22 protein-coding genes are annotated in these 23,577 nt (G+C 72.1%); 15 read left to right on the plus strand and 7 right to left on the minus strand.

Annotated elements, in window-relative coordinates; all coding sequences use genetic code 11:
• Positions 1-16: 16 nt before the first annotated feature.
• On the plus strand, positions 17-433 hold the full coding sequence (locus ACFY16_RS17080) for an SsgA family sporulation/cell division regulator (protein WP_390647920.1): 417 nt from the start codon (positions 17-19) through the stop codon (positions 431-433).
• Here ACFY16_RS17080 and ACFY16_RS17085 read toward each other — a convergent pair.
• Positions 430-1,263, minus strand: coding sequence for an isocitrate lyase/phosphoenolpyruvate mutase family protein (locus ACFY16_RS17085; protein WP_390647921.1), 834 nt, complete (start codon positions 1,261-1,263; stop codon positions 430-432). The genes ACFY16_RS17080 and ACFY16_RS17085 overlap by 4 nt on opposite strands.
• 324 nt (positions 1,264-1,587) lie before the next feature.
• Here ACFY16_RS17085 and ACFY16_RS17090 point away from each other — a divergent pair, with 324 nt between their 5' ends.
• The 3 genes from ACFY16_RS17090 (at position 1,588) to ACFY16_RS17100 (ending at position 5,325) form a co-directional block, all read left to right on the plus strand.
• Positions 1,588-3,201, plus strand: coding sequence for an ABC-F family ATP-binding cassette domain-containing protein (locus ACFY16_RS17090; protein ID WP_390647922.1), 1,614 nt, complete (start codon positions 1,588-1,590; stop codon positions 3,199-3,201).
• 142 nt (positions 3,202-3,343) lie between these two features.
• On the plus strand, positions 3,344-4,120 hold the full coding sequence (gene ddaH / locus ACFY16_RS17095; protein WP_390647923.1) for a dimethylargininase: 777 nt from the start codon (positions 3,344-3,346) through the stop codon (positions 4,118-4,120).
• A 230-nt stretch (positions 4,121-4,350) separates the two neighbouring features.
• On the plus strand, positions 4,351-5,325 hold the full coding sequence (locus ACFY16_RS17100) for an acyl-ACP desaturase (protein ID WP_390647924.1): 975 nt from the start codon (positions 4,351-4,353) through the stop codon (positions 5,323-5,325).
• A gap of 154 nt (positions 5,326-5,479) precedes the next feature.
• On the opposite strand, the gene ACFY16_RS17105 is transcribed toward ACFY16_RS17100, so the two are convergent.
• Complete coding sequence (locus ACFY16_RS17105; protein WP_390647925.1) at positions 5,480-5,725, minus strand: WhiB family transcriptional regulator; 246 nt, start codon at positions 5,723-5,725, stop codon at positions 5,480-5,482.
• Positions 5,726-6,016: 291 nt separating this feature from the next.
• Between ACFY16_RS17105 and ACFY16_RS17110 the strand changes: the two genes are divergently transcribed.
• Complete coding sequence (locus ACFY16_RS17110; protein WP_390647926.1) at positions 6,017-6,808, plus strand: VOC family protein; 792 nt, start codon at positions 6,017-6,019, stop codon at positions 6,806-6,808.
• A 27-nt stretch (positions 6,809-6,835) separates the two neighbouring features.
• Here ACFY16_RS17110 and ACFY16_RS17115 read toward each other — a convergent pair whose 3' ends face one another.
• On the minus strand, positions 6,836-7,873 hold the full coding sequence (locus tag ACFY16_RS17115; protein WP_390647927.1) for a LacI family DNA-binding transcriptional regulator: 1,038 nt from the start codon (positions 7,871-7,873) through the stop codon (positions 6,836-6,838).
• Positions 7,874-8,071: 198 nt separating this feature from the next.
• Positions 8,072-9,139, minus strand: a complete 1,068-nt coding sequence (ligD, locus tag ACFY16_RS17120; RefSeq protein WP_390647928.1) for a non-homologous end-joining DNA ligase — start codon at positions 9,137-9,139, stop codon at positions 8,072-8,074.
• 73 nt (positions 9,140-9,212) lie between these two features.
• On the opposite strand from ligD, the gene ACFY16_RS17125 reads away from it, so the two are divergent.
• Entirely contained in the window at positions 9,213-10,283 is a 1,071-nt protein-coding gene (locus ACFY16_RS17125) for an ATP-dependent DNA ligase (RefSeq protein WP_390647929.1), read from the plus strand.
• 36 nt (positions 10,284-10,319) lie between these two features.
• On the opposite strand, the gene ACFY16_RS17130 is transcribed toward ACFY16_RS17125, so the two are convergent.
• Positions 10,320-11,510 carry a zinc-dependent alcohol dehydrogenase gene (locus tag ACFY16_RS17130; RefSeq protein ID WP_390647930.1) on the minus strand — a complete coding sequence of 397 codons (1,191 nt, stop codon included), beginning with the start codon at positions 11,508-11,510 and terminating at the stop codon, positions 10,320-10,322.
• Between the two features lie 242 nt (positions 11,511-11,752).
• Between ACFY16_RS17130 and ACFY16_RS17135 the strand changes: the two genes are divergently transcribed.
• Positions 11,753-12,757, plus strand: a complete 1,005-nt coding sequence (locus tag ACFY16_RS17135) for a DUF3048 domain-containing protein (protein ID WP_390647931.1) — start codon at positions 11,753-11,755, stop codon at positions 12,755-12,757.
• Here the strand turns inward: ACFY16_RS17135 and ACFY16_RS17140 are convergent, their stop codons facing one another.
• A complete protein-coding gene (locus ACFY16_RS17140; protein ID WP_390647932.1) occupies positions 12,758-13,222 on the minus strand; it encodes a MarR family winged helix-turn-helix transcriptional regulator in 465 nt (154 codons plus the stop codon).
• A gap of 226 nt (positions 13,223-13,448) precedes the next feature.
• Between ACFY16_RS17140 and ACFY16_RS17145 the strand changes: the two genes are divergently transcribed.
• The 8 genes from ACFY16_RS17145 to ACFY16_RS17180 all read left to right on the plus strand — a co-directional run bounded on the left by ACFY16_RS17145 (position 13,449) and on the right by ACFY16_RS17180 (position 20,760).
• Positions 13,449-14,204: a CoA transferase subunit A gene (locus ACFY16_RS17145; protein ID WP_390647933.1), complete on the plus strand. Its 756-nt coding sequence runs from the start codon at positions 13,449-13,451 to the stop codon at positions 14,202-14,204.
• Positions 14,204-14,848, plus strand: a complete 645-nt coding sequence (locus ACFY16_RS17150; protein WP_390647934.1) for a CoA transferase subunit B — start codon at positions 14,204-14,206, stop codon at positions 14,846-14,848. Before ACFY16_RS17145 ends, ACFY16_RS17150 begins: the two co-directional genes overlap by 1 nt.
• Entirely contained in the window at positions 14,845-16,047 is a 1,203-nt protein-coding gene (locus ACFY16_RS17155; RefSeq protein WP_390647935.1) for a thiolase family protein, read from the plus strand. Before ACFY16_RS17150 ends, ACFY16_RS17155 begins: the two co-directional genes overlap by 4 nt.
• Positions 16,048-16,066: 19 nt before the next feature.
• On the plus strand, positions 16,067-16,840 hold the full coding sequence (gene pcaH, locus ACFY16_RS17160) for a protocatechuate 3,4-dioxygenase subunit beta (protein ID WP_390647936.1): 774 nt from the start codon (positions 16,067-16,069) through the stop codon (positions 16,838-16,840).
• Positions 16,841-16,846: 6 nt separating this feature from the next.
• The gene (gene pcaG / locus ACFY16_RS17165; RefSeq protein WP_390647937.1) at positions 16,847-17,452 is read left to right on the plus strand and encodes a protocatechuate 3,4-dioxygenase subunit alpha; all 606 of its coding nucleotides are present in this window, start codon (positions 16,847-16,849) and stop codon (positions 17,450-17,452) included.
• Positions 17,449-18,780, plus strand: coding sequence for a 3-carboxy-cis,cis-muconate cycloisomerase (gene pcaB, locus ACFY16_RS17170; protein ID WP_390647938.1), 1,332 nt, complete (start codon positions 17,449-17,451; stop codon positions 18,778-18,780). The genes pcaG and pcaB overlap by 4 nt, the downstream gene beginning before the upstream one ends.
• Positions 18,777-19,904, plus strand: coding sequence for a 3-oxoadipate enol-lactonase (gene pcaD / locus ACFY16_RS17175; protein WP_390647939.1), 1,128 nt, complete (start codon positions 18,777-18,779; stop codon positions 19,902-19,904). The genes pcaB and pcaD overlap by 4 nt, the downstream gene beginning before the upstream one ends.
• A gap of 64 nt (positions 19,905-19,968) precedes the next feature.
• Positions 19,969-20,760, plus strand: a complete 792-nt coding sequence (locus ACFY16_RS17180; protein WP_390647940.1) for an SDR family NAD(P)-dependent oxidoreductase — start codon at positions 19,969-19,971, stop codon at positions 20,758-20,760.
• Between the two features lie 12 nt (positions 20,761-20,772).
• Here the strand turns inward: ACFY16_RS17180 and ACFY16_RS17185 are convergent, their stop codons facing one another.
• Positions 20,773-23,454 (minus strand): ATP-binding protein, encoded by a 2,682-nt coding sequence (locus ACFY16_RS17185; protein WP_390647941.1) that lies wholly within the window; start codon positions 23,452-23,454, stop codon positions 20,773-20,775.
• Positions 23,455-23,577 lie beyond the last annotated feature (123 nt).

The raw sequence follows: 23,577 nt of genomic DNA on the forward strand, positions 1-23,577 counted from the left end.
ACTAGGGAGCAAGGCGTTGTCCACCGTCATCGAGCAGCCCGTAGAGGCCCGTCTCGTCGCCGCCGCACCGCGGATGCCGAACATTCCCGCCACCCTGCACTACGACCGGCGTGACCCGTTCGCGGTCCGCATGTCCTTCCCGGCCCCGGCCACCCTGGAGGGCGTCGACGTCTGCTGGACGTTCGCGCGTGACCTGCTGACGGCCGGGCTCGACGGCCCGGAGGGCCACGGCGACGTGCGGGTGCGGCCGTACGGGTACGACCGCACCGTCATGGAGTTCCACGCGCCCGAGGGCACCGCCGTCGTGCACGTCCACTCGGCCGAGATCCGCCGGTTCCTCCGGGCCACGAGCGAGCTGGTGGCCGTCGGCCTGGAACACCTCCACCTCGATCTGGACCACGACCTTGCGGAGCTGATGCGGGACGCCTGCTAGCGCGTGCCCCCCAGCAGGGCGTTGAGCTCGCCGTAGTCGATGCCCCCGGCCAGCGCGTCGTACGTCCCCGTGCCGAGCAGCTCCCGTGCGGCGCGGCGGACCACGGCGTGCGCGGCCTGGGCGATGCTCGAACCGGCGCTCACGCGCGCGACGCCGAGCCCGGCCAGTTCGGCGACCGGCAGGGCGCCGGGACCGACCAGGACGTTCAGCGGACCCTCCACGCCGTCGGCGAGGAGCTTGACGGTCTCCGGGTCGACGGCCCCGGGGACGAAGATCCCGTCGGCGCCCGCCGCGAGGAACGCGGCGGCCCGTTCCAGGGTGAGATCCACTCCCCCGGCTCCCCGCAGGAAGGTGTCGATACGGGCGTTGACGAACAGCGGCACGCCCTCCGCGTCTGCGGTGGTACGGGCGGCGGCGATGCGCTCGGCCTGCTCGGCGACCGGCCGCAGCGGCTCTGCACCGTCGTACAGCGCGTCCTCGATGTTCACGCCCACGGCGCCCGCCGCGAGCACCGCGCGGACGGTCTCGGCGACGCCCTCCGGGTCCTGCGCGTAGCCGCTCTCGATGTCCGCGCTCACCGGCACACGCACCGCGGAGGCGACCGCCGCCACGGCGGCCACGGCCCGGTCGCGCTCCAGCCGGTCGCCGTCCGCCGCCCCCAGGGCCCAGGCCAGCCCGGCGCTGGTGGTCGCCACCGCGGCGGCTCCGGCGTCCTCGACGATGCGGGCACTCGCGGTGTCCCAGGCGTTCGGCAGCACGAGCGGGCGCCCGGGGACATGCAGGGCGCGGAAGGCGAGGGCGCGGTCACGAAGGGTGCTCGGGTTCGTCATGGGGACCACTCAAGCAGCGGCACCGCGGGGTCGGCTGGCAGGAATCCGACATCAACGTGAGTACTCACCCGCGCGCGTTAATTCGATTGACGCTCCCTGAGGGGTGCTCGTACGGTGCAGAGCGTTCCTGTTGCCGTCGATTGGAGAAGGACGTTGCTCGTCTGAGGTCCTGAGACACCGCTGCACACACCTGAGGTGTGTCTGCCGTGCGACCTCGGCGTCCAAGCCGTCCTCCCGGAGTTCCGGCACAAGGCTTCTGTTGGTTGCCCCGTGGTGTCTCGACACGCGCTTGCCCTGACCGCATCAAGCAACCGCGAGGCCTGTATGTCCGCTTCCGTCACCTGTACGTCCCTCTCCTTCGCCTGGTCCGACCGCACCCCCGTCTTCGACGGCCTGGACGCCGCCTTCGGCCCCGGCAGAACCGGACTCGTCGGCGTCAACGGATCCGGGAAGTCCACCCTGTTGAAGCTGATCGCCGGAGAGCTCGCCCCCGCCGACGGAACCGTCCGCGTCGCGGGCGAGGTCGGCTACCTCCCGCAGAACGTCACGCTCGACACCGCGCTGCGCGTCGACGAGGCGCTCGGCATCGCCGCCCGGCGGGCCGCGCTGCACGCCATCGAGGCGGGCGACGCGTCCCCGGAGCACTTCGACGTCGTCGGCGACGACTGGGACGTCGAGGAGCGCGCCCTCGCCACCCTCGGCGAACTCGGCCTCGGCCACATCGGCCTGGACCGCACGATCGGCGAGGTCTCCGGCGGCGAGTCGGTGCTCCTGCGGCTGGCCGCACTGCTGCTGAGCCGGCCGGACGTCCTCCTCCTCGACGAGCCCACCAACAACCTCGACCTGTACGCGCGCCGGAGGCTGTACGCGGCCGTCTCCGCCTGGCCGGGAGTGATGGTCGTGGTCAGCCACGACCGCGAACTCCTGGACCGGGTCGACCAGATCGCGGATCTGCGCTCCGGTGAGATCGTCCGGTACGGCGGCAACTTCTCGGCGTACGAGGAGGCGCTCGCCACCGAGCAGGACGCCGCCGAGCGCATGGTGCGGGTCGCGGAGGCCGACCTGCGCAAGCAGAAACGCGAACTGGCCGACGCACAGGTCAAGCTGGCCCGGCGCAAGCGGTACGGGCAGAAGATGTTCGAGCAGAAGCGCGAGCCGAAGATCGTCATGGGGGCGCGCAAACGCGCGGCGCAGGAGTCCGCGGGCAAGCACCGCATCATGCACGAGGAGAGGCTCGCCGAGGCGCGCGAACGGCTCGACGAGGCGGTGGAGGCCGTACGGGACGACGACGAGATCCGTGTCGACCTGCCGTACACGGCCGTACCGCCGGGCCGGAACGTGCTCACCCTCCAGGACCTGGAGCTCGCGTACGGCGCGCGCGTGGCCGGCGGCCTCGACCTGCGCGGTCCGGAGCGGGTCGCGCTGATCGGGCGCAACGGCGCGGGCAAGACGACGCTGCTGCGCACGATCGCCGGGGAGCTGGCGCCGGTCGCGGGTGAGGTGAAGCCGCATGTCCCGCTGCGGTTCCTGCCGCAGCGGCTCGACGTCCTCGACGGCGAGCTGACGGTCGCCGAGAACGTGGCCCGGTTCGCGCCGGGCGCCACGAACAACCGGATCCGGGCCCGGCTGGCCCGCTTCCTGTTCCGCGGCGCCCGCGCCGACCAGAAGGCGGCGACGCTGTCCGGCGGCGAACGCTTCCGGGCCGCCCTGGCCGCGCTGATGCTGGCGGAGCCCGCGCCGCAGCTGCTGCTGCTCGACGAGCCGACGAACAACCTCGACATGGCGAGCGTGCGGCAGCTGACGACCGCCCTGGAGTCCTACGAGGGCGCGCTGATCGTGGCCGGTCACGACCTGCCCTTCCTGGAGTCCCTGGGCATCACCCGCTGGCTGCTGCTGGACGGAGAGCTGCGGGAGACCACGCCGGAGGAGGTCGGGTAGCCGCTGCGGGCCCCGGCGCCGTGTTTCAGGAGGGCCACAGCCTGACAACGGGGGTGTTGTCCGCGCGGACCCGCCCTGCATGATGGCGGACCGGCGCCGCATCATGGGTGCCGAGTACACACAGCCGATACGGAGACCCCTCGTGCCCAGCAAGAAGGCCCTCGTCCGCCGCCCCAGCCCGCGCCTCGCCGAAGGACTGGTGACCCACATCGAGCGGGAGAAGGTCGACGTCGAGCTCGCGGTCGAGCAGTGGGAGGCGTACGTGGCGGCGCTGCGTACGCACGGCTGGGAGACGATCGAGGTGGACCCGGCCGACGACTGCCCCGACTCCGTCTTCGTCGAGGACACGGTGGTCATGTACAAGAACGTGGCCGTGATCACCCGGCCCGGCGCCGAGGCCCGGCGCGAGGAGACCGTCGGGGTCGAGGAGGCCGTGGCCCGGCTGGGCTGCTCGGTGAACTGGATCTGGGAGCCGGGCACGCTGGACGGCGGCGACGTGCTGAAGATCGGCGACACGATCTACGTCGGCCGGGGCGGGCGCACCAACGCGGCCGGCGTACAGCAACTGCGGGCCGCCTTCGAGCCGCTGGGGGCGCGGGTCGTGGCGGTGCCCGTGAGCAAGGTGCTGCACCTGAAGTCGGCCGTCACCGCGCTACCCGACGGGACGGTTGTCGGGCACATCCCGAAGGTGGACCGGCCGTCGCTGTTCCCGCGTTTCCTGTCCGTGCCCGAGGAGTCCGGCTCCCACGTGGTGCTGCTCGGCGGCGGCAAACTGCTGATGGCCGCGAGCGCGCCGAGGACGGCGGAGCTGCTCACCGATCTCGGCCACGAGGTGGTCGCGGTGGACATCGGCGAGTTCGAGAAACTCGAGGGTTGTGTGACATGCCTCTCGGTACGACTGCGGGACCTGTACGCCTGACCGGGTGAACCGGCTCCTCGTTCAGCCCCGGACCTGCGGGTGCCGGGGCTGCCGCATACGCGCGGGACAGCGGCTCGGAGCACCCGGGAAGGTGGGCTGATCAGCAGTCTTTACACAGCACTTAACCTACGGCAACGTAACCTACGGCTTCGTAGCCTACGATTCCGTAAGTTCCGGCACCGCTCGCCGACTCGTTCCACCTTGCATCGCGTCCCCCCTGGAGTTTTCCCGTGACGATCACCTCCCCGCACCTCGGCAGCCCTGCTGTGTGGACCGACGCCAAGCTCTTGTACGCGCTTGAGGAAGTCGTCGAGACGGAGCTCAACCGTCACCTGAAGGTCGCCAAGGACTGGATGCCGCACGAGTACGTGCCCTTCAGCGACGGCCGCAACTTCCCCGGCATCTTCGAGGACGGCGAGGCCTGGGGCAAGGAGCAGTCCAAGGTCACGGAGATCGGCCGCATCGCCCTGGTGGTGAACCTCCTCACCGAGGACAACCTGCCCAGCTACCACCACGAGATCGCCTCCCTGTTCGGCCGGGACGGCGCCTGGGGGACCTGGGTGCACCGCTGGACGGCGGAGGAGGGCCGGCACGGCATCGTGATGCGGGACTACCTGCTCACCTCGCGCGCGGTCGACCCGGACAAGCTCGAGCAGTTCCGCATGGCGCACATGAGTGAGGGCTTCGAGTCGGACAACCGCCACTCGATGCTGCACTCGGTGGCCTACGTCGCCTTCCAGGAGCTGGCGACCCGCATCTCGCACCGCAACACCGGGCACCAGTCCGGCGACCCGGTCTGCGACCGCATGCTGGCCCGCATCGCGACCGACGAGAACCTCCACATGGTCTTCTACCGGAACCTGCTGAAGGCGGCCTTCGAGCTGGCCCCCGACCTGACCATGCAGGCGGTACGCGACGTCGTCGTGGACTTCCGCATGCCCGGTCACGGCATGCCCGGCTTCGAGCGGGCCGCCGCGCAGATGGCGATCGGCGAGGTCTACAACCTGCGCATCCACCACGACGACGTCATCCAGCCCGTCCTGCGTTTCCTGAAGGTCCTGGACATCGACGGCCTCGGCCCCGAGGGCCGCCGGGCCCAGGAGGAACTGGCCCTGTTCATGGGCGGACTCGACGCGGAGGCCTCGAAGTTCGACGAGAAGCTCGCGGCCCGCAAGGCGCGGATGGCGGCGCGGGCCGCGAGCTGACCGCGGCTCACGCGCGGCGGGCCGATTTCCCGGTGCGGCCCGCCACGGACCTGCGGCATCATGCCGCCCCGCGCCACCACAGCGCCGCCATCGCCGCGGCGCCGGTCGCCGAGAGGCCGGCACTGCGCACTCCTGCGCGCCGGTCGCCCGGATTTCAGCGGGGCGTACGCCTGAGCTGCAGCCGTTCCTTCTCGGACAGGCCGCCCCAGACGCCGAAGCGTTCGTCGTTGGCGAGGGCGTAGTCGAGACAGGCGGAGCGCATCTCGCACATGCCGCAGATGAGCTTCGCCTCCCGCACCGAGCTGCCCGGCTCGGGAAAGAAGAAGTCGGCTCCGGTCTCCGCGCAGAGGGCCCGGGCCTGCCAGGCGAGGTCGGGCGTGGCGATGGTGTCGATGTGCATGGCCAAAATCGTGCCGGGCGGCGAAAAACGTTCGATCAACGCGCGATCAACGCGGCGGTTTCAGGGCCTCCGGCCGCCCCGATGATGCCCCGCGAGACACGGCGGCGCACGGCGGCGCGCGGGGCGGTGGGAAACAATCGGAACACCCGCCGTAACGGATGGTGACTGCGGCGAGCGTCGGCATTCCGCCGCCTCCCGCCGTCTTCCGTCCCGCCGCTCCGGCAGCGAGTGTCAGTGGGCGGTGCAAGACTCGGCGGTGCAGGCAACGGGACCCCTTCAAGGAGTGCGCAGATGCTCACCACCCGTTTCGTCAACGGTTCCCCGAACTGGCTCGACCTCGGCACGCCCGACATCGAGGGTGCCACCTCCTTCTACCACGCGCTCTTCGGCTGGCGGTTCCAGTCGGCGGGGCCCGAGGCCGGCGGCTACGGCTTCTTCCAACTGGACGGCAGGACCACGGCCGGCGGCATGCAGACCACGGCGGAACAGGGCCCGCCGTCGTGGAACGTGTACTTCCAGAGCGCGGACGCTGAGGCCACCGCGAAGACCGCCGAACAGGCGCACGGCACCGTGCTCTTCCGGCCGATGGACGTCATGGGCCAGGGCCACATGGCGATCCTCGCCGATCCGGCGGGAGTGCCGTTCGGCATCTGGCAGCCGGGACAGACCAAGGGCGTGGACGTGGCGAACGAGCAGGGTTCGCTGTGCTGGGTCGAGCTGTACACGCCGGACATCGCGGCGGCGGCCGCGTTCTACAACAAGGTGCTCGGCCACGAGACCTCGGCCGTCCCCTTCCCCGGCGGCACCTACACGTGTATCAACCCCGCCGGTGCCGGGGAGGACGCCATGTTCGGCGGACTGGTCCCGCTGGCCGACGACCCGACGGAGGCGGAGAGCGGCCCGTACTGGCTGCCGTACTTCGAGGTCTCCGACACCGACGCGGCCGTCGCCAAGGCGCAGGAGCGGGGCGGCACGGTCCGTATGGCCGCCACGGACGTGCCGGACGTGGGTCGCATCGCCAAGCTCGCCGACCCGTACGGAGCACGCTTCGCGGTGATCAGGAGCGCGCCGCAGCAGGCCTGAGGCGACAGGCTGGGCGGAGGCGACGGACTAGGCGGAGGCGCGGCGCACCAGGGTCGTCGGCAGGACGACGGCGGCCGGTGCGCCGGTCTCGGCCTGGTGGGTGGTGCCGCGGTCGAGGCGGCGCAGCAGGAGACGGGCCATCAGCCGGCCCATCTCCTCGATGTCCTGACGGATCGTCGTGAGCGGCGGGTCGGTCTGCTCGGCGACGGGCAGCATGTCGTCGAAGCCGATCACTGCGATGTCCTCGGGCACGCGCCGGCCGCGCTCGCGCAGGACGCGCAGGGCGCCGGAGGCGGTGAGGTCGTTGGCGGCGAACACGGCGTCCAGGTCGGGGCAGCGGTCGAGGAGTTCACCCATGGCGCGTTCACCGCCGGCAGGGGTGAAGTCGCTCTCGACGACCAGCCTCGGGTCGGCGTCCACCATGACGTCCCGGAACCCGTCGAGCCGGTCCGCCGCGGACGTCTGGTCGAGAGGGCCGGTGATGTGCGCGATCCGGGTGCGGCCGAGGCCGACGAGATGGCGCACGGCCTCGCGGGCGCCGCCGCGGTTGTCGCTGTCGACGTAGACCGGACCTGGCGTGCCGTCGGTCCAGCCCGGGCGGCCGCCGAACACGGTCGGCACTCCGGCACCCTGGATCAGCCCGGGCAGTGGGTCGTCGAGGTGCAGTGAGAACACCAGGGCGCCGTCGACGTGCCCGCCCGCGAGATAGCGGCCGACGCGGGCGTGGTCGTCGCGACCCTCGGTGAGGAGCAGTACCAGCTGACTGTCGTGGGCCGTCAGCTCCTTGCTGATGCCGCGCAGTTGCAGTGCGAAGAAGGGATCGGCGAAGACGCGGGTCTCCGGTTCGGCGATGACGACGGCGATCGCCTCGTGCCGTTTGGTCACCAGGCTGCGGGCGGCCTGATTGGGGACGTACCCGAGTTCCTCCACCGCCCGCCGGACCCGCTCGACGAGGGGCTCCCGCACTCCGTCACCGCCGTTGACCACACGGGAGACGGTTGCCCGGGACACACCGGCCCGCGCGGCCACGGCCTCCAGCGTGGGACGGGCGGCTGACTCGGTCACTTCGGGGCTCCTCACCAGCGGTTGCGGATCAGGATAGTCCCGGCGCGGGGCGTTCGTGAGAGCGCTCTCGTGCCCTCGGAATCCGATTCCGCGGGGCGTCGAGGGCGGTTTGCCGGGGCGTCACCGAGCAGCAGTCGTCACCGAGCGGCAATCACATGTGGGTGCCCCCTGGCACCCACCCGACGCGGTCGTCCCCGGTCAACGGGCGCGGTCCGGCGGAGAGGGCGGCTGCTCCTCGCTTCCGGCCCGGCTCGGCTCCTCCCGCCTGGCCCGGCTCGGCTGTACCCGCTTGGGCTCTCCCGGCATCTTGGGGTACTCCGGCGGATACGGCAGGTCGGCGAGCCCGTGGTCGCGTTCGTCCCTCGCCGCCAGGTCGAGCAGCGCTTCGAGGGAGAAGGCATGGTCGTCCATGTCGGCGTGGACATCGCCGAGTTCGGCGAAGCGGGCGGGCATCGTCGCGAGGTCGAAGTCCAGGGGGTGCGCGTCGCCGACCTCCTCCCAGCGCAGGGGGGCGGAGACGGGAGCGTGCGGGCGGGGCCGTACGGAGTAGGCGGAGGCGATCGTGCGGTCCCGGGCCGTCTGGTTGTAGTCCAGAAAGATACGTTCGCCCCTTTCCTCCTTCCACCACTTGATCGTCACCCGGTCGGGCATCCGGCGTTCCATCTCCCGGCCTACGGCGATCGCGGCCCGTCTGACCTGGGTGAACGTCCAGCGCGGTGCGATGGGGACGAAAACGTGCAGGCCACGGCCTCCGGAGGTCTTGGGCCAGCCGCGCAGACCGCCGAAGTCGTCGAGGACGGCGCGCAGTTCGTGGGCGGCGCGGACGGCGTCGTCGTAGTCGGTGCCGGGCTGCGGGTCGAGGTCGATGCGGAGTTCGTCGGGGCGGTCGACGTCGTCGCGGCGCACCGGCCAGGGGTGGAAGGTGAGGGTGCCGTACTGGGCGGCCCACAGGACGGCGGCCTCCTCGGTGGGGCACATCTCGTCGGCACTGCGGCCGCTGGGGAAGGTGATGTGGGCGGTCGGGATCCAGTCGGGCATGTTCTTGGGCGCCCGCTTCTGGAAGAAGGACTCGCCGGTCACACCGTCGGGGTAGCGCTCCAGGGTGGTGGGGCGGTCGCGCAGGGCGCGCAGGATGCCGGGGGCGACGGCCCGGTAGTACTGGGCGAGGTCCAGCTTGGTGAAGCCGCGCTCCGGGAAGAAGACCTTGCCGGGACTGGACAGCCGTACGGTCCGGCCGCCCGCCTCCAGTTCCACCGCGTCACCCATGCGGCCACGGTAGGCCCGCCGCCCAGCCCTCGCATACCGGGCATGGCATGAGGGATGCGCGCAGAATCGGAGCATGGATCTGCCCGTCATGCCGCCCGTGAAGCCGATGCTCGCCAAGTCGGTGGCGAGGATCCCGCCGGACATGCAGTACGAGGCGAAGTGGGACGGCTTCCGGGCGATCGTGTTCCGCGACGGGGCCGAGGTCGAGGTCGGCAGCCGTACCGGCAAGCCACTGACCAGGTACTTTCCCGAGCTGGTGACGGCGCTGCGGGAGCGGCTGCCCGAGCGGTGTGTGCTGGACGGGGAGATCGTGATCGCGCGCGAGGGGCGGCTCGACTTCGACGCGCTCACCGAGCGCATCCATCCGGCCGCCTCGCGCGTGCGGACACTCGCCGAACGCACCCCCGCGTCCTTCGTCGCCTTCGACCTGCTGGCACTCGCGGACGAGTCGCTGCTCGACGTGCCGCTGAGCGACCGGCGGGCGCTGCTGACCCGGGCGTTGACCGGAGTGACGGCGCCCGTGCACCTGGCCCCGGCCACCACGGACATCGAGGTGGCGCAGGAGTGGTTCGAGCAGTACGAGGGGGCCGGCCTGGACGGCGTCATCGCCAAGCCGCTCACGCTGCGCTATCTCCAGGACGAGCGGGCGATGTTCAAGATCAAGCACGAGCGTACGGCGGACGTCGTCGTCGCCGGTTACCGCTTCCACAAGAGCGGTCCCGTCGTGGGCTCGCTGCTGCTGGGCCTGTACGACGACCGGGGCGCGCTCCAGCACGTCGGCGTGTCCGCCGCCTTCGCCATGAAACGGCGCGCCGAGCTGGTGGCGGAGCTGGAGCCGCTGCGCATGGCGGACGCCGAGGAGCATCCGTGGGCGGCCTGGTCGGACGAGGCCGCCCACGAGACGGCTCGGCTGCCGGGCGCGCCCAGCCGCTGGTCGGGCAAGAAGGACCTGTCCTGGGTGCCGCTGCGGCCGGAGCGGGTGGCCGAGGTGGCGTACGACCACATGGAGAACGGGGCGCGCTTCCGGCACACGGCCCGCTTCCGGCGCTGGCGCCCGGACCGGACGCCGGAGAGCTGCACGTACGCGCAGCTGGAGGAGCCGGTGCGCTACGACCTCGGCGAGATCCTCGGGCCCCGGCCCTGAGCGGTCAGGGCCCTGGAAGGTCAGGGACCCGGGCGGTCAGGGCTGCATGAGGATCTTGACGGCACCGTCCTGTTTGCGCTGGAACATCTCGTACGCGTGCGGTGCCTCGCTCAGTGGCAGCCGGTGGGTGGCGAAGTCGTCGACGCCGAGCGGGTCCTCGTCCGTCAGGTAGGGCATGATCTCGTCGCTCCAGCGGCGCACGTTGGCCTGGCCCATCCTGAGCTGGATCTGCTTGTCGAACAGCGTGATCATCGGGACCGGGTCGGCCGTGCCGCCGTACACGCCCACGATCGAGATCGTGCCCCCACGACGCACCAGTTCGATGGCGGTGTGGAAGGCCGCGAGCCGGTCCACGCTGAAGCGTTCCGCGAGCGGGCCGCTCAGTTTGCGGGGCAGCAGGGCCGAGGCCCGCTGAGTGAGCCGGGCGGCCGCGCTGCCGTGGGCCTCCGTGCCGACCGCGTCGATGACGGCGTCGGGGCCACGGCCGTCGGTCTCGTCGCGGATCGCGGTGAGGAGTTCCTTCTCGCTGTCGAAGTCCCTGAGGTCGAACGTCGCCACGCCCCTCTCCCGCGCCCGGCGCAGCCGCTCCGTGACGAGGTCCACCCCGAACACCTGCCCGGCGCCGCGCACCTGGGCGACGCGGCAGGCCATGTCGCCGATGGGGCCGAGCCCGAGCACGGCGACGCTGGCGCCCTGTTTGAGGTCGGCGTAGGCGACCGCCTGCCAGGCGGTGGGCAGGACGTCGGACAGATAGACGAACCGGTCGTCGGGCGGCCCCTCCGGGAGCTTGATCGGGCCGAACTGCGCCTGCGGCACCCGCAGGTACTCGGCCTGGGCGCCCGGCACCGCGCCGTACAGGCGGGTGTAGCCGAACAGGGCGGCGCCCATGCCCTCGCCGGTGACCTGCGTGGTCTCGCACTGGGTGGGCAGTCCGTCGAGGCACATCCAGCAGTTGCCGCAGGCGATCTGGAACGGCACCACGACCCGGTCGCCTGCCATCAGGTCCGGCACCCCGGCGCCCACTTCCTCGACGATGCCCATGGGCTCATGACCGAGGATGTCACCCGGTGTCATGAACGGCGTGAGGACCTCGTAGAGGTGCAGGTCGGAGCCGCACAGCCCGGTCGAGGTGATGCGGATGACGGCGTCCGTCGGTTCCTGGATCGTCGGGTCGGGCACGTTCTCCACGCGCACATCCCGCTTGCCCTGCCACGTCACTGCCTTCATCGTGCCGCGCTCCCTTCTGGCCGCTGTGCGTCCGCCTGGCGGTGGCGCCCGGGTACCCGGGTGCCCCGCGCCGAACCACGGGCGGCCCGACGCGCGTGCTCCGGACCGAGGGACCCGAGCGACGCGCGAGGCCTGGACCGAGAAACCCGAGCGACGCATGCAATCAGAACCGAGCGAGTACGGGCATCAATGAACTAATAAGCGCACAATCGATGGCACAGGACTGGGTGGCGAGGGTGGGCATGGGCAGACGAAGAACGCGCACGCGGCGCGCCGCGACGGCAGCGGCGCTGCTGGTCGCCACGGTGACGGTCTCCCTGGCGGCGGGCTGCACGACATCGCACCGCCCGCCCGACGACGGACGGGGCCACCCACAGCAACCGACACAGAACCCGTCGAGCCGACCCGGCCACCCCACCCAGCCGCACAGCGGCAACGGGTCGGTGCTCGCGGTGAAGATCGACAATGTGGGCGCGGCCCGGCCGCAGACGGGCCTGGACTCCGCGGACGTCGTGTACGTCGAGCAGGTCGAGGGCGGGTTGAGCCGGCTGATGGCCGTGTACGCGACCAAGCTGCCGGAGGTCGTCGGTCCGGTGCGCAGCGTCCGCGAGTCCGACCTGGAGCTGCTGGGGCAGTTCCACCGGCCGACGCTCGCGTTCTCCGGTGCGCAGGGCAAGTTGCTGCCGTTGATCGACGACGCGCCGCTGCGCGCCGCACCGCCCGACGAGGTGTCCGGCGCCTACTTCCGCGGCGCCGACCACCTCGCACCCCACAACCTCTACCTACGGCCGGGCAGGCTGATGCCCTCCACACCGGGTACGGACGCGCTGACCACCGGCTTCCACTACGGCGCCGCACCCGCGGGCGGGCAGCCGCGCACCACGCGCACCGTCCACTACCCCGCGGCCCGCTTCACCTTCACCTGGTCGGGGGACCGGCACCGCTGGCTGGTCGCCCAGGACGGGACACCGACGGTGACGAGCGACGGGAAGCCGGTGGCACCCGCGACGGTCGTCGTGCAGTACGTGAAGATCCACAAGTCCGCCTACCACGACGTGCTCGGCAACTACACGCCGTACACCGAGACGGTGGGTTCCGGGAAGGCGGAGGTCCTGCGCGACGGGCGGGCCTACGACGTCCGCTGGGAGCGGGCGGCGGCCACCGACGGTACCGAGTTCACGACCGCGAGCGGCTCGCCGGTGAACTTCGCGCAGGGCCAGGTGTGGGTGGTGTTCGCCCAGGCGTGATCAGTTCTGGGCGGCCAGGGGTTCCGCGGGGTTGCGCAGCCCCTCGGCCGCGTCCGCGACCCGGCGGATCAGGTCGAAGAACAGCGTCTGCTCCTCGGCGGAGAGCGGTGCCAGGAAGACCTGGTTCATCCGTGCCGTGCGCACGGTCAGCTTGCGGTGGGTGCGCAGGCCGTCCTCCGTCAGGCGCAGCAGGGAGCGGCGGCCGTCCTGCGGGTCGCGGACCTTGTCCAGCAGTCCGCGCCGGCCGAGCCGGCTGATCACCTCGGCGATGGTGGACCGGTCCAGCCCCACCCGCTCCCCCACCGTGCGCTGGTCGAGGCCCGGCTCGGCGACGAGCGCGTTGAGGACCGCGAACTGCGGCGAGGTGATCTCCTCCGAGACCATCGTGTTCCACAGCAGGTAGTGCGCCTGCTGCAGCCGCCGGGCCAGGTGCCCGGGGTGGCTGCTGAGGTCCACCGCGGCCATGTGCGCTCCTGTGGTCGTATACGTGCCTGCGTATTCGTTGGTGCACTGAACAATACCCGCCCGAGGCGCGGGCTGTCTCCAGGCGGAGGGGCGCGCTGACCTCCGGGTTAACCGAGGTCTTGACGCCCGAGCTCGCCGATGGCAGCGTGAGGGCAAGCTCGCAGAAATACTCAGTGTGCTGACTAATTCGTCGGTCGCTGCGCTTGGAAGAGATGGGGCTTCTCGGATGGACAAGGTGGTCGCCACGGCCCTGGAGGCGGTGGCCGACGTGCCCGACGGCGCGTCGCTGGCAGTGGGCGGCTTCGGCCTGAGCGGTGTGCCGAACGTGCTGATCCAGGCGTTGTACGAGCGCGGGGTCGGTGCGCTGTCGGTCGTCTCCAACAACTGCGGGGCGATGGAGTCCGGGCTGGCCGTCCTCCTCGCCGCCGGCCGGATCGGCCGCGTGACCGGCTCCTACATCGGGGCGAACAAGGAGTTCGCCCGGCAGTACCTGGCCGGGGAACTGGAGGTGGAGATGATCCCGCAGGGCACGCTGGCCGAGCGGCTGCGGGCCGGCGGCGCCGGGATCCCCGCCTTCTACACCCCCGCGGGCGTCGGAACCCAGGTCGCCGAGGGCGGACTGCCGTGGCGCTACGACGGCTCCGGCGGGGTGGCGCTGGCGTCGCCGCCGAAGGAGGTCCGCGAGTTCGACGGCACCGAGTACGTGCTGGAGCGCAGTATCCGCACGGACTTCGCACTGGTCAGGGCCGCGAGGGGCGACCGGCACGGCAATCTCGTCTTCAACAAGTCCTCCCGCAACTTCAACCCCTTGGCCGCGATGGCCGGAAGGGTGACGATCGCCGAGGTCGAGGAACTCGTCGAGCCCGGCGAGATCGGCCCGGACGCGGTGCACCTGCCGGGCATCTTCGTGCAGCGGGTGGTGGCGCTGACCTCGGAGCAGGCGGCGGACAAGAAGATCGAGAATCGGACGGTGACCTCCTGATGGCCTGGACACGAGAGCAGATGGCCGCGCGTGCCGCACGCGAACTCGAGGACGGACAGTACGTCAATCTCGGCATCGGTCTGCCGACGCTGATCCCCAACTACCTCCCGCCGGGCGTCGAGGTGGTCCTGGAGTCGGAGAACGGCATCCTGGGCACCGGCCCCTACCCCACCGAGGACCAGGTCGACCCGGACCTGATCAACGCCGGCAAGGAGACCGTCACGGTCCTGCCCGGCGCCTCCTTCTTCGACTCGGCACTGTCCTTCGGGATGATCCGCGGCGGGCACATCGACGTCGCGGTGCTCGGCGCCATGCAGGTGTCCGCGAAGGGGGATCTGGCGAACTGGGCGATCCCCGGCAAGATGATCACCGGGATCGGCGGGGCGATGGACCTGGTGCACGGCGCCCGCACCGTCATCGTCGTGATGACCCACACCGCCAAGGACGGCGCGCCCAAGATCCTCGAGGAGTGCGCGCTGCCGCTGACCGGCAAGGCGTGCGTGAACCGGATCATCACCGACCTCGGCGTCCTCGACGTGACCGACGACGGCCTGGTGCTCGTCGAGTGCGCACCCGGCGTGAGCGTCGACGACATCACCGCCCGCACCGACGCCGAGCTGACCGTAGCGGAGGACCTCCGATGAAGAACGTCTACATCGTCGACGCCGTACGCACACCGGTCGGCCGCTACAGCGGCTCCCTGGCCGCCGTCCGGCCGGACGACCTGGCCGCGCACGCGATCCGGGAACTGCTCGCCCGTACCCCGGAGTTGGACCCGTCCCGGATCGAGGACGTGTACTTCGGCAACGCCAACGGAGCCGGCGAGGAGAACCGCAACGTCGGTCGCATGGCCGCGCTCCTGGCCGGACTGCCCACCTCGGTGCCCGGCGTGACGGTCAACCGGTTGTGTGCCTCCGGCCTGGAGGCGGTCATCCAGGCCGCCCGCGCGATCGCCGTGGGCGACGCCTCCATCGCGCTGGCCGGTGGGGTGGAGTCGATGACCCGCGCCCCCTACGTGCTGCCCAAGAGCGACAGGCCCTTCCCGGCCGGGCACACCGAGCTGTACTCGACCACGCTGGGCTGGCGCATGGTCAACCCGAAGATGGATCCGCAGTGGACGATCCCGCTGGGCGAGAGCGCGGAGCTGATCGCCGACAAGCACAAGATCAGCCGTGAGCAGCAGGACGAGTTCGCGCTGAGCAGCCACCGCAAGGCGGCGCAGGCGCAGGCCGAGGGCCTGTTCAACGGTGAGATCGCGCCCGTGGCGATCCCGCAGCGCAAGGGCGACCCGGTCGTCTTCGGCGCCGACGAATGCGTACGACCGGACGCCTCCCTTCAGGCGATGGCGAAGCTCAAGCCGTCCTTCCGTACGGAGAACGGCACGGTCACCGCGGGCAACGCGTCCCCGCTCAACGACGGCGCCGCCGCCCTGCTGCTGGTCGACGAGGAGGGCCTGAAGGCCACCGGCCGCGAGCCGCTGGCACGCGTCAGCGCCACCGGTGTCTCCGCGATCGACCCGCAGTACTTCGGACTCGCCCCCGTCGAGGCGGTCAACCGGGCGCTGGCCAAGGCGGGCAAGGAATTCGGTGACCTGTCGGTGCTCGAACTGAACGAGGCGTTCGCCGCCCAGGTCCTCGGCTGTGTGGCCGAGTGGCCCGAGTTCGACCCGGCCGTCCTCAACCCCCAGGGCGGCGCCATCGCCCTCGGCCACCCCCTCGGCGCCTCCGGGGCCCGCCTCGCCGGCACCGTCGCCCACCAGCTCGCCCGCAAGGGCAGCGGCACCGGCGTCGCCACCCTCTGCATCGGCGTCGGCCAGGGCCTCGCCCTCGTCCTCGAACGCTAAGGAAACACCAGGAACCCCCATGGCTCTCACTCAGCAGGACATCGACCAGGAGATCGCGGCCGAGCACGCCGCGTACGAGAAGCGGGTCGCCGACGGCGCGCCCGTCGAGCACCACCCGCGACGCGACTACGCCCCCTACCGTTCCTCGGTGCTGCGCCACCCCCAGCAGCCGCCGGTCGCCATCGACGTCGCCAAGGACCCGGAGCTGGTGGAGCTGTCCTCCCCCGCGTTCGGCGAGCGCGACATCACCGAGATCGACAACGACCTCACCCGGCACCACCGGGGCGAGCCGATCGGCGAGCGGATCACCGTCTCCGGCCGGCTGCTCGACCGCGACGGGCGCCCGGTGCGCGGCCAGCTGGTGGAGATCTGGCAGGCGAACTCGGCCGGCCGCTACGCCCACCAGCGCGAGCAGCACGACGCCCCGCTGGACCCCAACTTCACCGGCGTGGGCCGCACCCTCACCGACGACTCGGGCTTCTACCGATTCACCACCATCCAGCCTGGCCCGTACCCGTGGCGCAACCACGTCAACGCCTGGCGCCCGGCCCACATCCACTTCTCGGTGTTCGGCTCGGCGTTCACGCAGCGCCTGGTGACGCAGATGTACTTCCCGAACGACCCGCTCTTCCCGTACGACCCGATCCTTCAGTCCGTGACGGACGACGCCGCCCGGCAGCGCCTGGTCGCCACCTACGACCACAGCCTGTCCGTGCCGGAGTTCTCGCTCGGCTACCACTGGGACATGGTCCTCGACGGACCGAACGCCACCTGGATCGAAGAGGGACGCTGACCCGCCATGACGAAGATCGACACGAGCAGGCCGGAGAGCGTCCTGCCCACCCCCTCGCACACCGTCGGCCCGTTCTACGGGTACGCCCTGCCCTTCCCCGGCGGCGGTGACATCGCACCCGTCGGCCACCCCGACACGATCACCCTCCAGGGGTACGTGTACGACGGCGAGGGCAAGCCGCTGCCCGACGCCTTCGTGGAGCTGTGGGGACCCGACCCGGACGGCAATCTGCCGCAGGTGGACGGCTCGATCCGGCGCGATCCCTCGACCGGCGGCTACCTGGGCCGCAACGGCGTGGAGTTCACCGGCTGGGGCCGCATCCAGACCGACGCCAACGGACACTGGTACGCGCGCACCCTGCGCCCCGGTGCGCGCGGGCGCAGCGCGCCGTACCTCAGCGTGTGCGTCTTCGCGCGCGGACTCCTCGTGCACCTCTTCACCCGGGTCTACCTGCCGGGCGACGAGGCGGCACTCGCGGCCGACCCGCTGCTGGCGCGGCTGGACGCGAAGCGCCGCGACACGCTGATCGCCCGGGACGGAGGCGACGGCACGTACCGTTTCGACATCCGCCTTCAGGGCGAAGGCGAGACGGTCTTCCTGGAGTTCCAGTGACACCTGCCGAACCCGACACCGGCCTGCTCGCCCCCGGGTGGGCAGGCTCCCCCGCCGCATCCGCGACCGGCGACACCGCCTATCTGCGGGCGCTGCTGGACGCGGAGGCCGCGCTGACCCGCGCGCAGGCCGCGCTGGGGCTGGCCCCGGCCACGGCGGCGACGGCGGTGACCGAGGCGGCCGACGGCGCCGAATTCGACGTACGGGCCCTGGCGTCGCGCGCCCGCTCCGGCGGGAACCCGGTCATCCCGCTGGTCGCCGACCTGACGAAGGCGGTCGGCAAGGAGTTCGGCCCGTACGTCCACCGGGGTGCGACCAGCCAGGACATCATGGACACGGCGACGATGCTCGTCGCCGTGCGGACGCTCGGCCCGGTCCTCGCCGACCTCGCCCGCACGGAGCGGGCGCTGGCCGAGCTGGCCGCCGCTCACCGCGACACCGCGATGCCGGGGCGGACGCTCACCCAGCACGCCGTGCCGACGACGTTCGGGCTGAAGGCAGCCGGCTGGCGGTCCCTGGTGCTCGACGCCCGGGACCGGCTGACCGTCGTACGGGACGGACTGCCCGCCCAACTCGGGGGTGCCGCAGGAACGTTGGCGGCCTTCTCGGTGTACGGCGCCGACGACGCCCTCGCCCTGCCGGCGGCCTACGCCCGTGAACTCGGGCTCAGGGAACCGCTGTTGCCCTGGCACACACTCCGCACCCCGATCGCCGACCTCGCCGGCGGGCTGGCCTTCGCGGCCGGGGCGCTCGGCAAGGTGGCCACGGACATGCTCACCCTCGCCCGCACCGAGATCGGTGAGGTCGCCGAGGGCAGCGGCGGGGGGTCGTCGGCCATGCCGCACAAGGCGAACCCCGTACGGTCCACGCTGATCGCCGCGGCGGCCCGCCGGGCGCCGCAGCTCGCGGCCACGCTGTACGGGTCGCTGGTCGCTGAGGACGAGCGGCCGGCCGGCGCCTGGCACGCCGAGTGGGAGCCGCTGCGGGAGCTGCTGCGGCTCGTCGGAGGTGCCGCCCGCGACGCCGCCGAACTGACGGAGGGGCTGCGGGTGCGCCCGGACGTCATGCGCCGCCACCTCGGCCTCACCCACGGGCTGATCGTCTCCGAGCGGCTGTCGGCCGAGCTGGCCGGCGCACTCGGCCGGGCCCGCGCCAAGGAGCTGCTCACCGACCTCGCCCGGCGGACGTACACCGAGGGACGCCCGCTGGCCGAACTCCTGGCCGAAGAGCCGGAGCTGAAGGAAACGAACCTCGACGAGCTCACCGACCCCGCCCGTTACACCGGCTCCGCCGGAGCCCTCACCGACCGTGCCCTGGAGCGACGTTGACCACCAAACTCCTCAACCACCGTATCGAGGGGCCCGCTTCCGCTCCCCCGCTGCTGCTCGGGCCGTCACTCGGCACCTCGTACGCCCTGTGGGACAAGGTGGCCCCCGAGCTGTCGATCAGCCACCGGGTGGTCCGCTGGGACCTGCCGGGACACGGCGGCTCCGCGCCGGACCTCATCGGCCCCGGCGCAACCGTCGGGGACCTCGCGGATCTGGTGCTCGCACTCGCCGACTCGCTCGGGATCGAGCGGTTCGCGTACGCCGGGGTGTCGCTCGGCGGCGCGGTGGGCCTGCACCTCGCCCTGCACCACCCCGAGCGGGTCTCGTCCCTCGCCGTCATCTGTTCGTCGGCGCACTTCAACGGCGCGCAGCCGTGGCAGGACCGGGCCGCGCTGGTGCGGCGCGAGGGGCTGGCCGAGCTGGCGCAGAGCGCGGACGCCCGCTGGTTCACCCCCGGGTTCACCGTGCCGCGACTGGTCCAGGACCACCGGGAGGCCGACCCGGAGGCGTACGCGGCCTGCTGTGACGCGCTGGCCGCGTTCGACCTGCGGGAGCGGCTCGGCGAGATCTCCACGCGCACCCTGCTGATCGCCGGCCGCCAGGACCCGGCGACCCCGCCCGCGCATCTGCGGGAGATCGCCGACGCGGTGCCGGGCGCCGCACTCGTCGAGCTCCCCGGCGCCTCGCACCTGGCGCCCGCGCAGTGCCCGGAGGCCGTACTGACGGCGCTGCGGACCCACCTCGACGGCGGTGCCAAGCGCGGGATGGAGGTGCGGCGCGAGGTGCTCGGCGACCCGCACGTGGACCGGGCGCAGGCCCGGCAGACCCCGTTCACCGCGCGCTTCCAGGACTTCATCTCGCGCTACGCGTGGGGCGAGATCTGGACCGACCCGACGCTCAGCCGCCGCGAACGCAGCCTGATCACGCTGACGGCGCTGGTGGCGCACGGCCACTACGACGAGCTGGCCATGCATGTACGGGCGGCACGGCGCAACGGACTCACCCCCGAGGAGATCGGCGCCGTGCTGTTGCAGACGGCCGTGTACTGCGGGGTGCCGGCGGCGAACTCGGCGTTCGCGACGGCGCAGCGGGTGCTGGCCGAGGAGGACGACAGCCGAGGGTGACCCTGCTGGTGGTAGCTTCAGCGGCACCTCGCGGACTCCCCCGCGGCATGCCTACGGTGGAGACATGTCCACCATCCTGATCACCGGTGCCACCTCCGGACTCGGCCGTCACGTCGCCTTCGAGCTGGTCCGCTCCGGACACGTCGTCCTCGCCCACGGCCGCGACCCGGACCGTACGCGGCGGCTCGTGGACGAGTTGCGCGTCGAGGGCGAGGCCGAGGGGTTCGTCGCCGATCTGGCCTCGCTGACGCAGGTGCGCGAGTTGGGTGCGCGGGTCGCCCAGGCACGCCCCGAGCTCGACGTGCTGGTCAACAACGCGGGCGTGGGCGGGGGTCCGCGCGGTTCCGGCCGGGAGACGAGCAGCGACGGCCACGAACTGCGGCTCGCCGTGAACTACCTGGCGCCGGTCGCACTCACCCGCGCACTCCTGCCCGTACTCCGGGCGAACGCCCCCGCCCGGATCGTCAACGTCGGCTCGGTCGGTCAGGAGCCCCTCGACCTCGACGACCCCGAACTCGACCGCGGCTACAGCGGCGTCTCGGCGTACTGCCGCGCCAAGTTCGCGCTCGCGGCCCATACGTTCGCGCTCGCCGAGGAACTGGAAGGCACCGGCGTCGCGGTGAACGTGCTGCATCCGGCGACCTACATGGACACGGCGATGGTCCGCGAGGCGGGCGTCGCGCCCTGGAACTCGGTCGCCGACGGAGCGCCCGGCGTCCTGGCGCTGGCCACCCGGGACCTGGGCACGGGCGGCTACTTCGACGGCACCCGTCCGGCGCGGGCGCACGAGGCCGCCTACGACCCGGAAGTGCGCCGGCGGCTGGCGGCCGTGACCGACCGTCTGCTGGCGAAGTGACCCGGATGTGACCTAGCGCAGCCCCCGTCCCGTGTCCAGCACCTCCCGTGCCTGCGCCACCAGCCCGTCCGCGCCGCACGACCGGGCCAGCGCCAGGCCACGGTTGAGATCGGCGACGGAGCGTGCGGCGATGCCGTATTCGACGCGGGCGGCCGCGTGTTCGTACTGGCAGGGCGAGGATTCGAGGTAGGCGACCGCCTGGCCGGCCAGGCGGACCGCGCGCTGGCCGCTCTCCAGGGCGGCGGCGCAGCGCAGGGCCTCGCCGATGGCGGTGTCCGTGCCGAAGCGTTCGGCCTGGCGGCGGGCGTCGGCGGCGAGCCGGGCGGCACGGGCCGGATCCTCGACGGCCAGGGCCCTGGCGAGGTCGACGGTCCACGGCGCGAGGACCGGGTTGTGACCGCCGCGGGCGGCAGCCGCCTTCTCGGCGGCCTCCAGTTCGTTGATGCCCTCCTTGGTGCGGCCGACGGCGAGCAGCAGGCGGCCGCGCACGGAGCGGGTGTCGGGCAGCACGATGGTGGACGGGTAGGGCGGCGCGAAGCCGTACTGCTCGGCGACGGACCAGGCCTCCTCGACATGGCCGCGGGCCAGCAGCGTGTCGACGAGTCCGCAGGTCGCCGACCAGTACAGGGGCAGGCCGCGGCCGACCCGTTCGGCCAGGCGCAGCGACTCGCGCAGGATGGTCTCCGCGTCCCTGAGGCGGCCCTGCCTGCGGTAGGCGAGACCGAGGAAGGCGTTGGCCAGGGCGAGATGGCCGCCGCTCCAGCCGGCGAGGGTGTAGGCGCGCAGTGCCTCGGCGAACAGGCTCTCGGCACGGTCGAGGCGGTCGGCGTAGGCGTACGAGTTGCCCAGCATCATGAGCAATTCGCTGCCCCACTCGGTGTCGGTCCAGCCGAGGCCCGGGGCGAGGCGGCCGTTGACGAGGGCGCGGTCGGCGACCTCGACGACCTCCTCGGCGTTCTCGCCGTGCGCCATGGAGTCGAAGGCGCGCAGGATGAGCAGGGCGCGCTCGGAGTTGTCGCGGCCGGTGCAGGTGCGGGCGAGCTCCGCGAGGCGTTCCGAGCGGCCGGGTGAGGTCGCCTCGCCGTATATGCCCTCCCACATGTACTGCACGGCCTGCAGCCGCATCCGGGAGGGTCCGGCCCGGTGCCGGGCGGCCTCCGCCTCGACGGTGCGGACGGCCTCCTCCAGTTGGTCGTTATGGAGCAGGGCCTGGGACAGGCGGAAGACGGCGTCGACGCGTTCGCCGCCGTCGAGGCCCGGCATGGCGAGCGCGGTCCGTAGATGGCCGATCGTCCGGGCGGGCGCGGTCAGCAGGGTGGCGCAGCCGAGCTCGTAGAGCACGCGCGCGTGGGCCTCGGGCCGGGGCGGTTCCAGCAGGGCGCGTTCGAGACAGTGGCGGGCCGCGTCGGGGGCGCCGACGGCGATGTGTTCGCGGGCGGCCTCGCGCAGCTGCTCGACGAGCTCCTCGTCGTCGTCCGGGTGGACCTGGAGGAGGTGGCGCGCGGCGGCAGCCGCACCCAGGCCGGAGTCGTTGACGACCTGGGCGGCGATGCCGTGCATGGCGGTGCACAGGGCGTCCGGGATGGAGTTGTAGACGGCGGAGGCGATCAGCGGGTGGAGGAACTGGAGGTCGCCCTCCTTCGCGGGGCCCGCCGTGGGGTCGGGTTCGGTCAGAATGCGGGCGCTGCGCAGCAGTTCGGCGCAGCGCTCGGCATCGTCACGGCCCATCGTGGCGAGCCTGGCCACCAGGTCGACGGAGATGCCGGTGCCGAGGATGGCGGCGGCCCAGGCGAAGCGGGTGGCGTCGATGCCGAGCTGTTCCAGGCGGGCGACGAGGCCGCCGCCGCGGGCCGAGCGGTTCAGGGCGCGCAGCTCACCGGCCGAGGACTCGGCGGGCTCGAGCTCGCTGTCCCGCACCTTGGCGAGGAGTTCGTTGGTCTCGTACGGGTTGCCGCCGGTGACGGCCCACACCTCGCGGCAGAACGGGGCGTCGGCGTGGGTACCGAGCGTGGCGCGGGTGAGGCCGGCGACCGCGTCCGGGGTGAGGGCGCTGATGTTGGTGACGGGGCCGCCCGCGGAGGCGGCGACGCTGTCCAGGTAGCGGGCGCTCTCGCCGCTGACCTCACCGGGGCGGCGGGCCACGACGACGAGGACGGACAGGTCGTCGAGACGTTCGGCGAACGCGCTGAGCCAGCGCAGGCTCTCCTGGTCCGCCCAGTGGGCGTCGTCGACGAGCAGCACGAGCGGCCAGTCCCGCTTGGCCAGCCGGCGCACGGCGGCGACGAGACCGTCGCACACGCCCTGGGGGTCGGCGCGCAGTTCGCTCGGTTCTGTTATGCCGAGGGCGGGGCCCGCGATGTCGTACCAGTCGCCGAGGTACTCGCGGGCCTCCTCGGGCAGCAGCGACATCAGGGCGGGCTGCAACAACTGCCGTACGACATTGAAGGGGACGGACCTCAGGGTCTCGCCGCCGCGGGTGGACCACACGGTGCAGCCACGGGCCTCGGCGATGCGATGTGTCTCGGCCAGCAGCGCGGTCTTGCCGAGTCCCGCCTCGCCCCGGAACACCAGCAGGCTGCCCGGGGACGACCGGTCGGCACACAGGGTGTCCACCGCCCGTTCGATGGCGGCGACTTCCCTGTCGCGCTCCCACAGGGAAGCCGAGGCGGCCGCCGTGGGCCTGGCCTCCGTCATCCCGCTACCTCCCCAAGTCGCCCGAACGACGTACAGACCTCGAGCGTAGCCGTCCGACCCGCGAAGCGGAGGCCGGTCCGCGCACCCGTTGCCGTGAAGGGTGACGCGGATGCGCCGGGACGA

Source organism: Streptomyces sp. NPDC001315 (assembly GCF_042896175.1).
Taxonomy (GTDB): Bacteria; Actinomycetota; Actinomycetes; order Streptomycetales; family Streptomycetaceae; genus Streptomyces.

Bases quoted from the DNA above. Each gene is read 5' to 3' on its own strand.
- ACFY16_RS17135 (WP_390647931.1), top strand. From the start codon at position 11,753: ATGGGCAGACGAAGAACGCGCACGCGGCGCGCCGCGACGGCAGCGGCG.
- ACFY16_RS17085 (WP_390647921.1), bottom strand. From the start codon at position 1,263: ATGACGAACCCGAGCACCCTTCGTGACCGCGCCCTCGCCTTCCGCGCC.
- ACFY16_RS17110 (WP_390647926.1), top strand. From the start codon at position 6,017: ATGCTCACCACCCGTTTCGTCAACGGTTCCCCGAACTGGCTCGACCTC.
- ACFY16_RS17155 (WP_390647935.1), top strand. From the start codon at position 14,845: ATGAAGAACGTCTACATCGTCGACGCCGTACGCACACCGGTCGGCCGC.
- ACFY16_RS17180 (WP_390647940.1), top strand. From the start codon at position 19,969: ATGTCCACCATCCTGATCACCGGTGCCACCTCCGGACTCGGCCGTCAC.
- ACFY16_RS17125 (WP_390647929.1), top strand. From the start codon at position 9,213: ATGGATCTGCCCGTCATGCCGCCCGTGAAGCCGATGCTCGCCAAGTCG.
- pcaG (WP_390647937.1), top strand. From the start codon at position 16,847: ATGACGAAGATCGACACGAGCAGGCCGGAGAGCGTCCTGCCCACCCCC.
- pcaH (WP_390647936.1), top strand. From the start codon at position 16,067: ATGGCTCTCACTCAGCAGGACATCGACCAGGAGATCGCGGCCGAGCAC.
- ACFY16_RS17105 (WP_390647925.1), bottom strand. From the start codon at position 5,725: ATGCACATCGACACCATCGCCACGCCCGACCTCGCCTGGCAGGCCCGG.
- ACFY16_RS17145 (WP_390647933.1), top strand. From the start codon at position 13,449: ATGGACAAGGTGGTCGCCACGGCCCTGGAGGCGGTGGCCGACGTGCCC.
- ACFY16_RS17130 (WP_390647930.1), bottom strand. From the start codon at position 11,510: ATGAAGGCAGTGACGTGGCAGGGCAAGCGGGATGTGCGCGTGGAGAAC.
- ligD (WP_390647928.1), bottom strand. From the start codon at position 9,139: ATGGGTGACGCGGTGGAACTGGAGGCGGGCGGCCGGACCGTACGGCTG.
- ACFY16_RS17140 (WP_390647932.1), bottom strand. From the start codon at position 13,222: ATGGCCGCGGTGGACCTCAGCAGCCACCCCGGGCACCTGGCCCGGCGG.
- ACFY16_RS17185 (WP_390647941.1), bottom strand. From the start codon at position 23,454: ATGACGGAGGCCAGGCCCACGGCGGCCGCCTCGGCTTCCCTGTGGGAG.
- ACFY16_RS17150 (WP_390647934.1), top strand. From the start codon at position 14,204: ATGGCCTGGACACGAGAGCAGATGGCCGCGCGTGCCGCACGCGAACTC.
- ACFY16_RS17090 (WP_390647922.1), top strand. From the start codon at position 1,588: ATGTCCGCTTCCGTCACCTGTACGTCCCTCTCCTTCGCCTGGTCCGAC.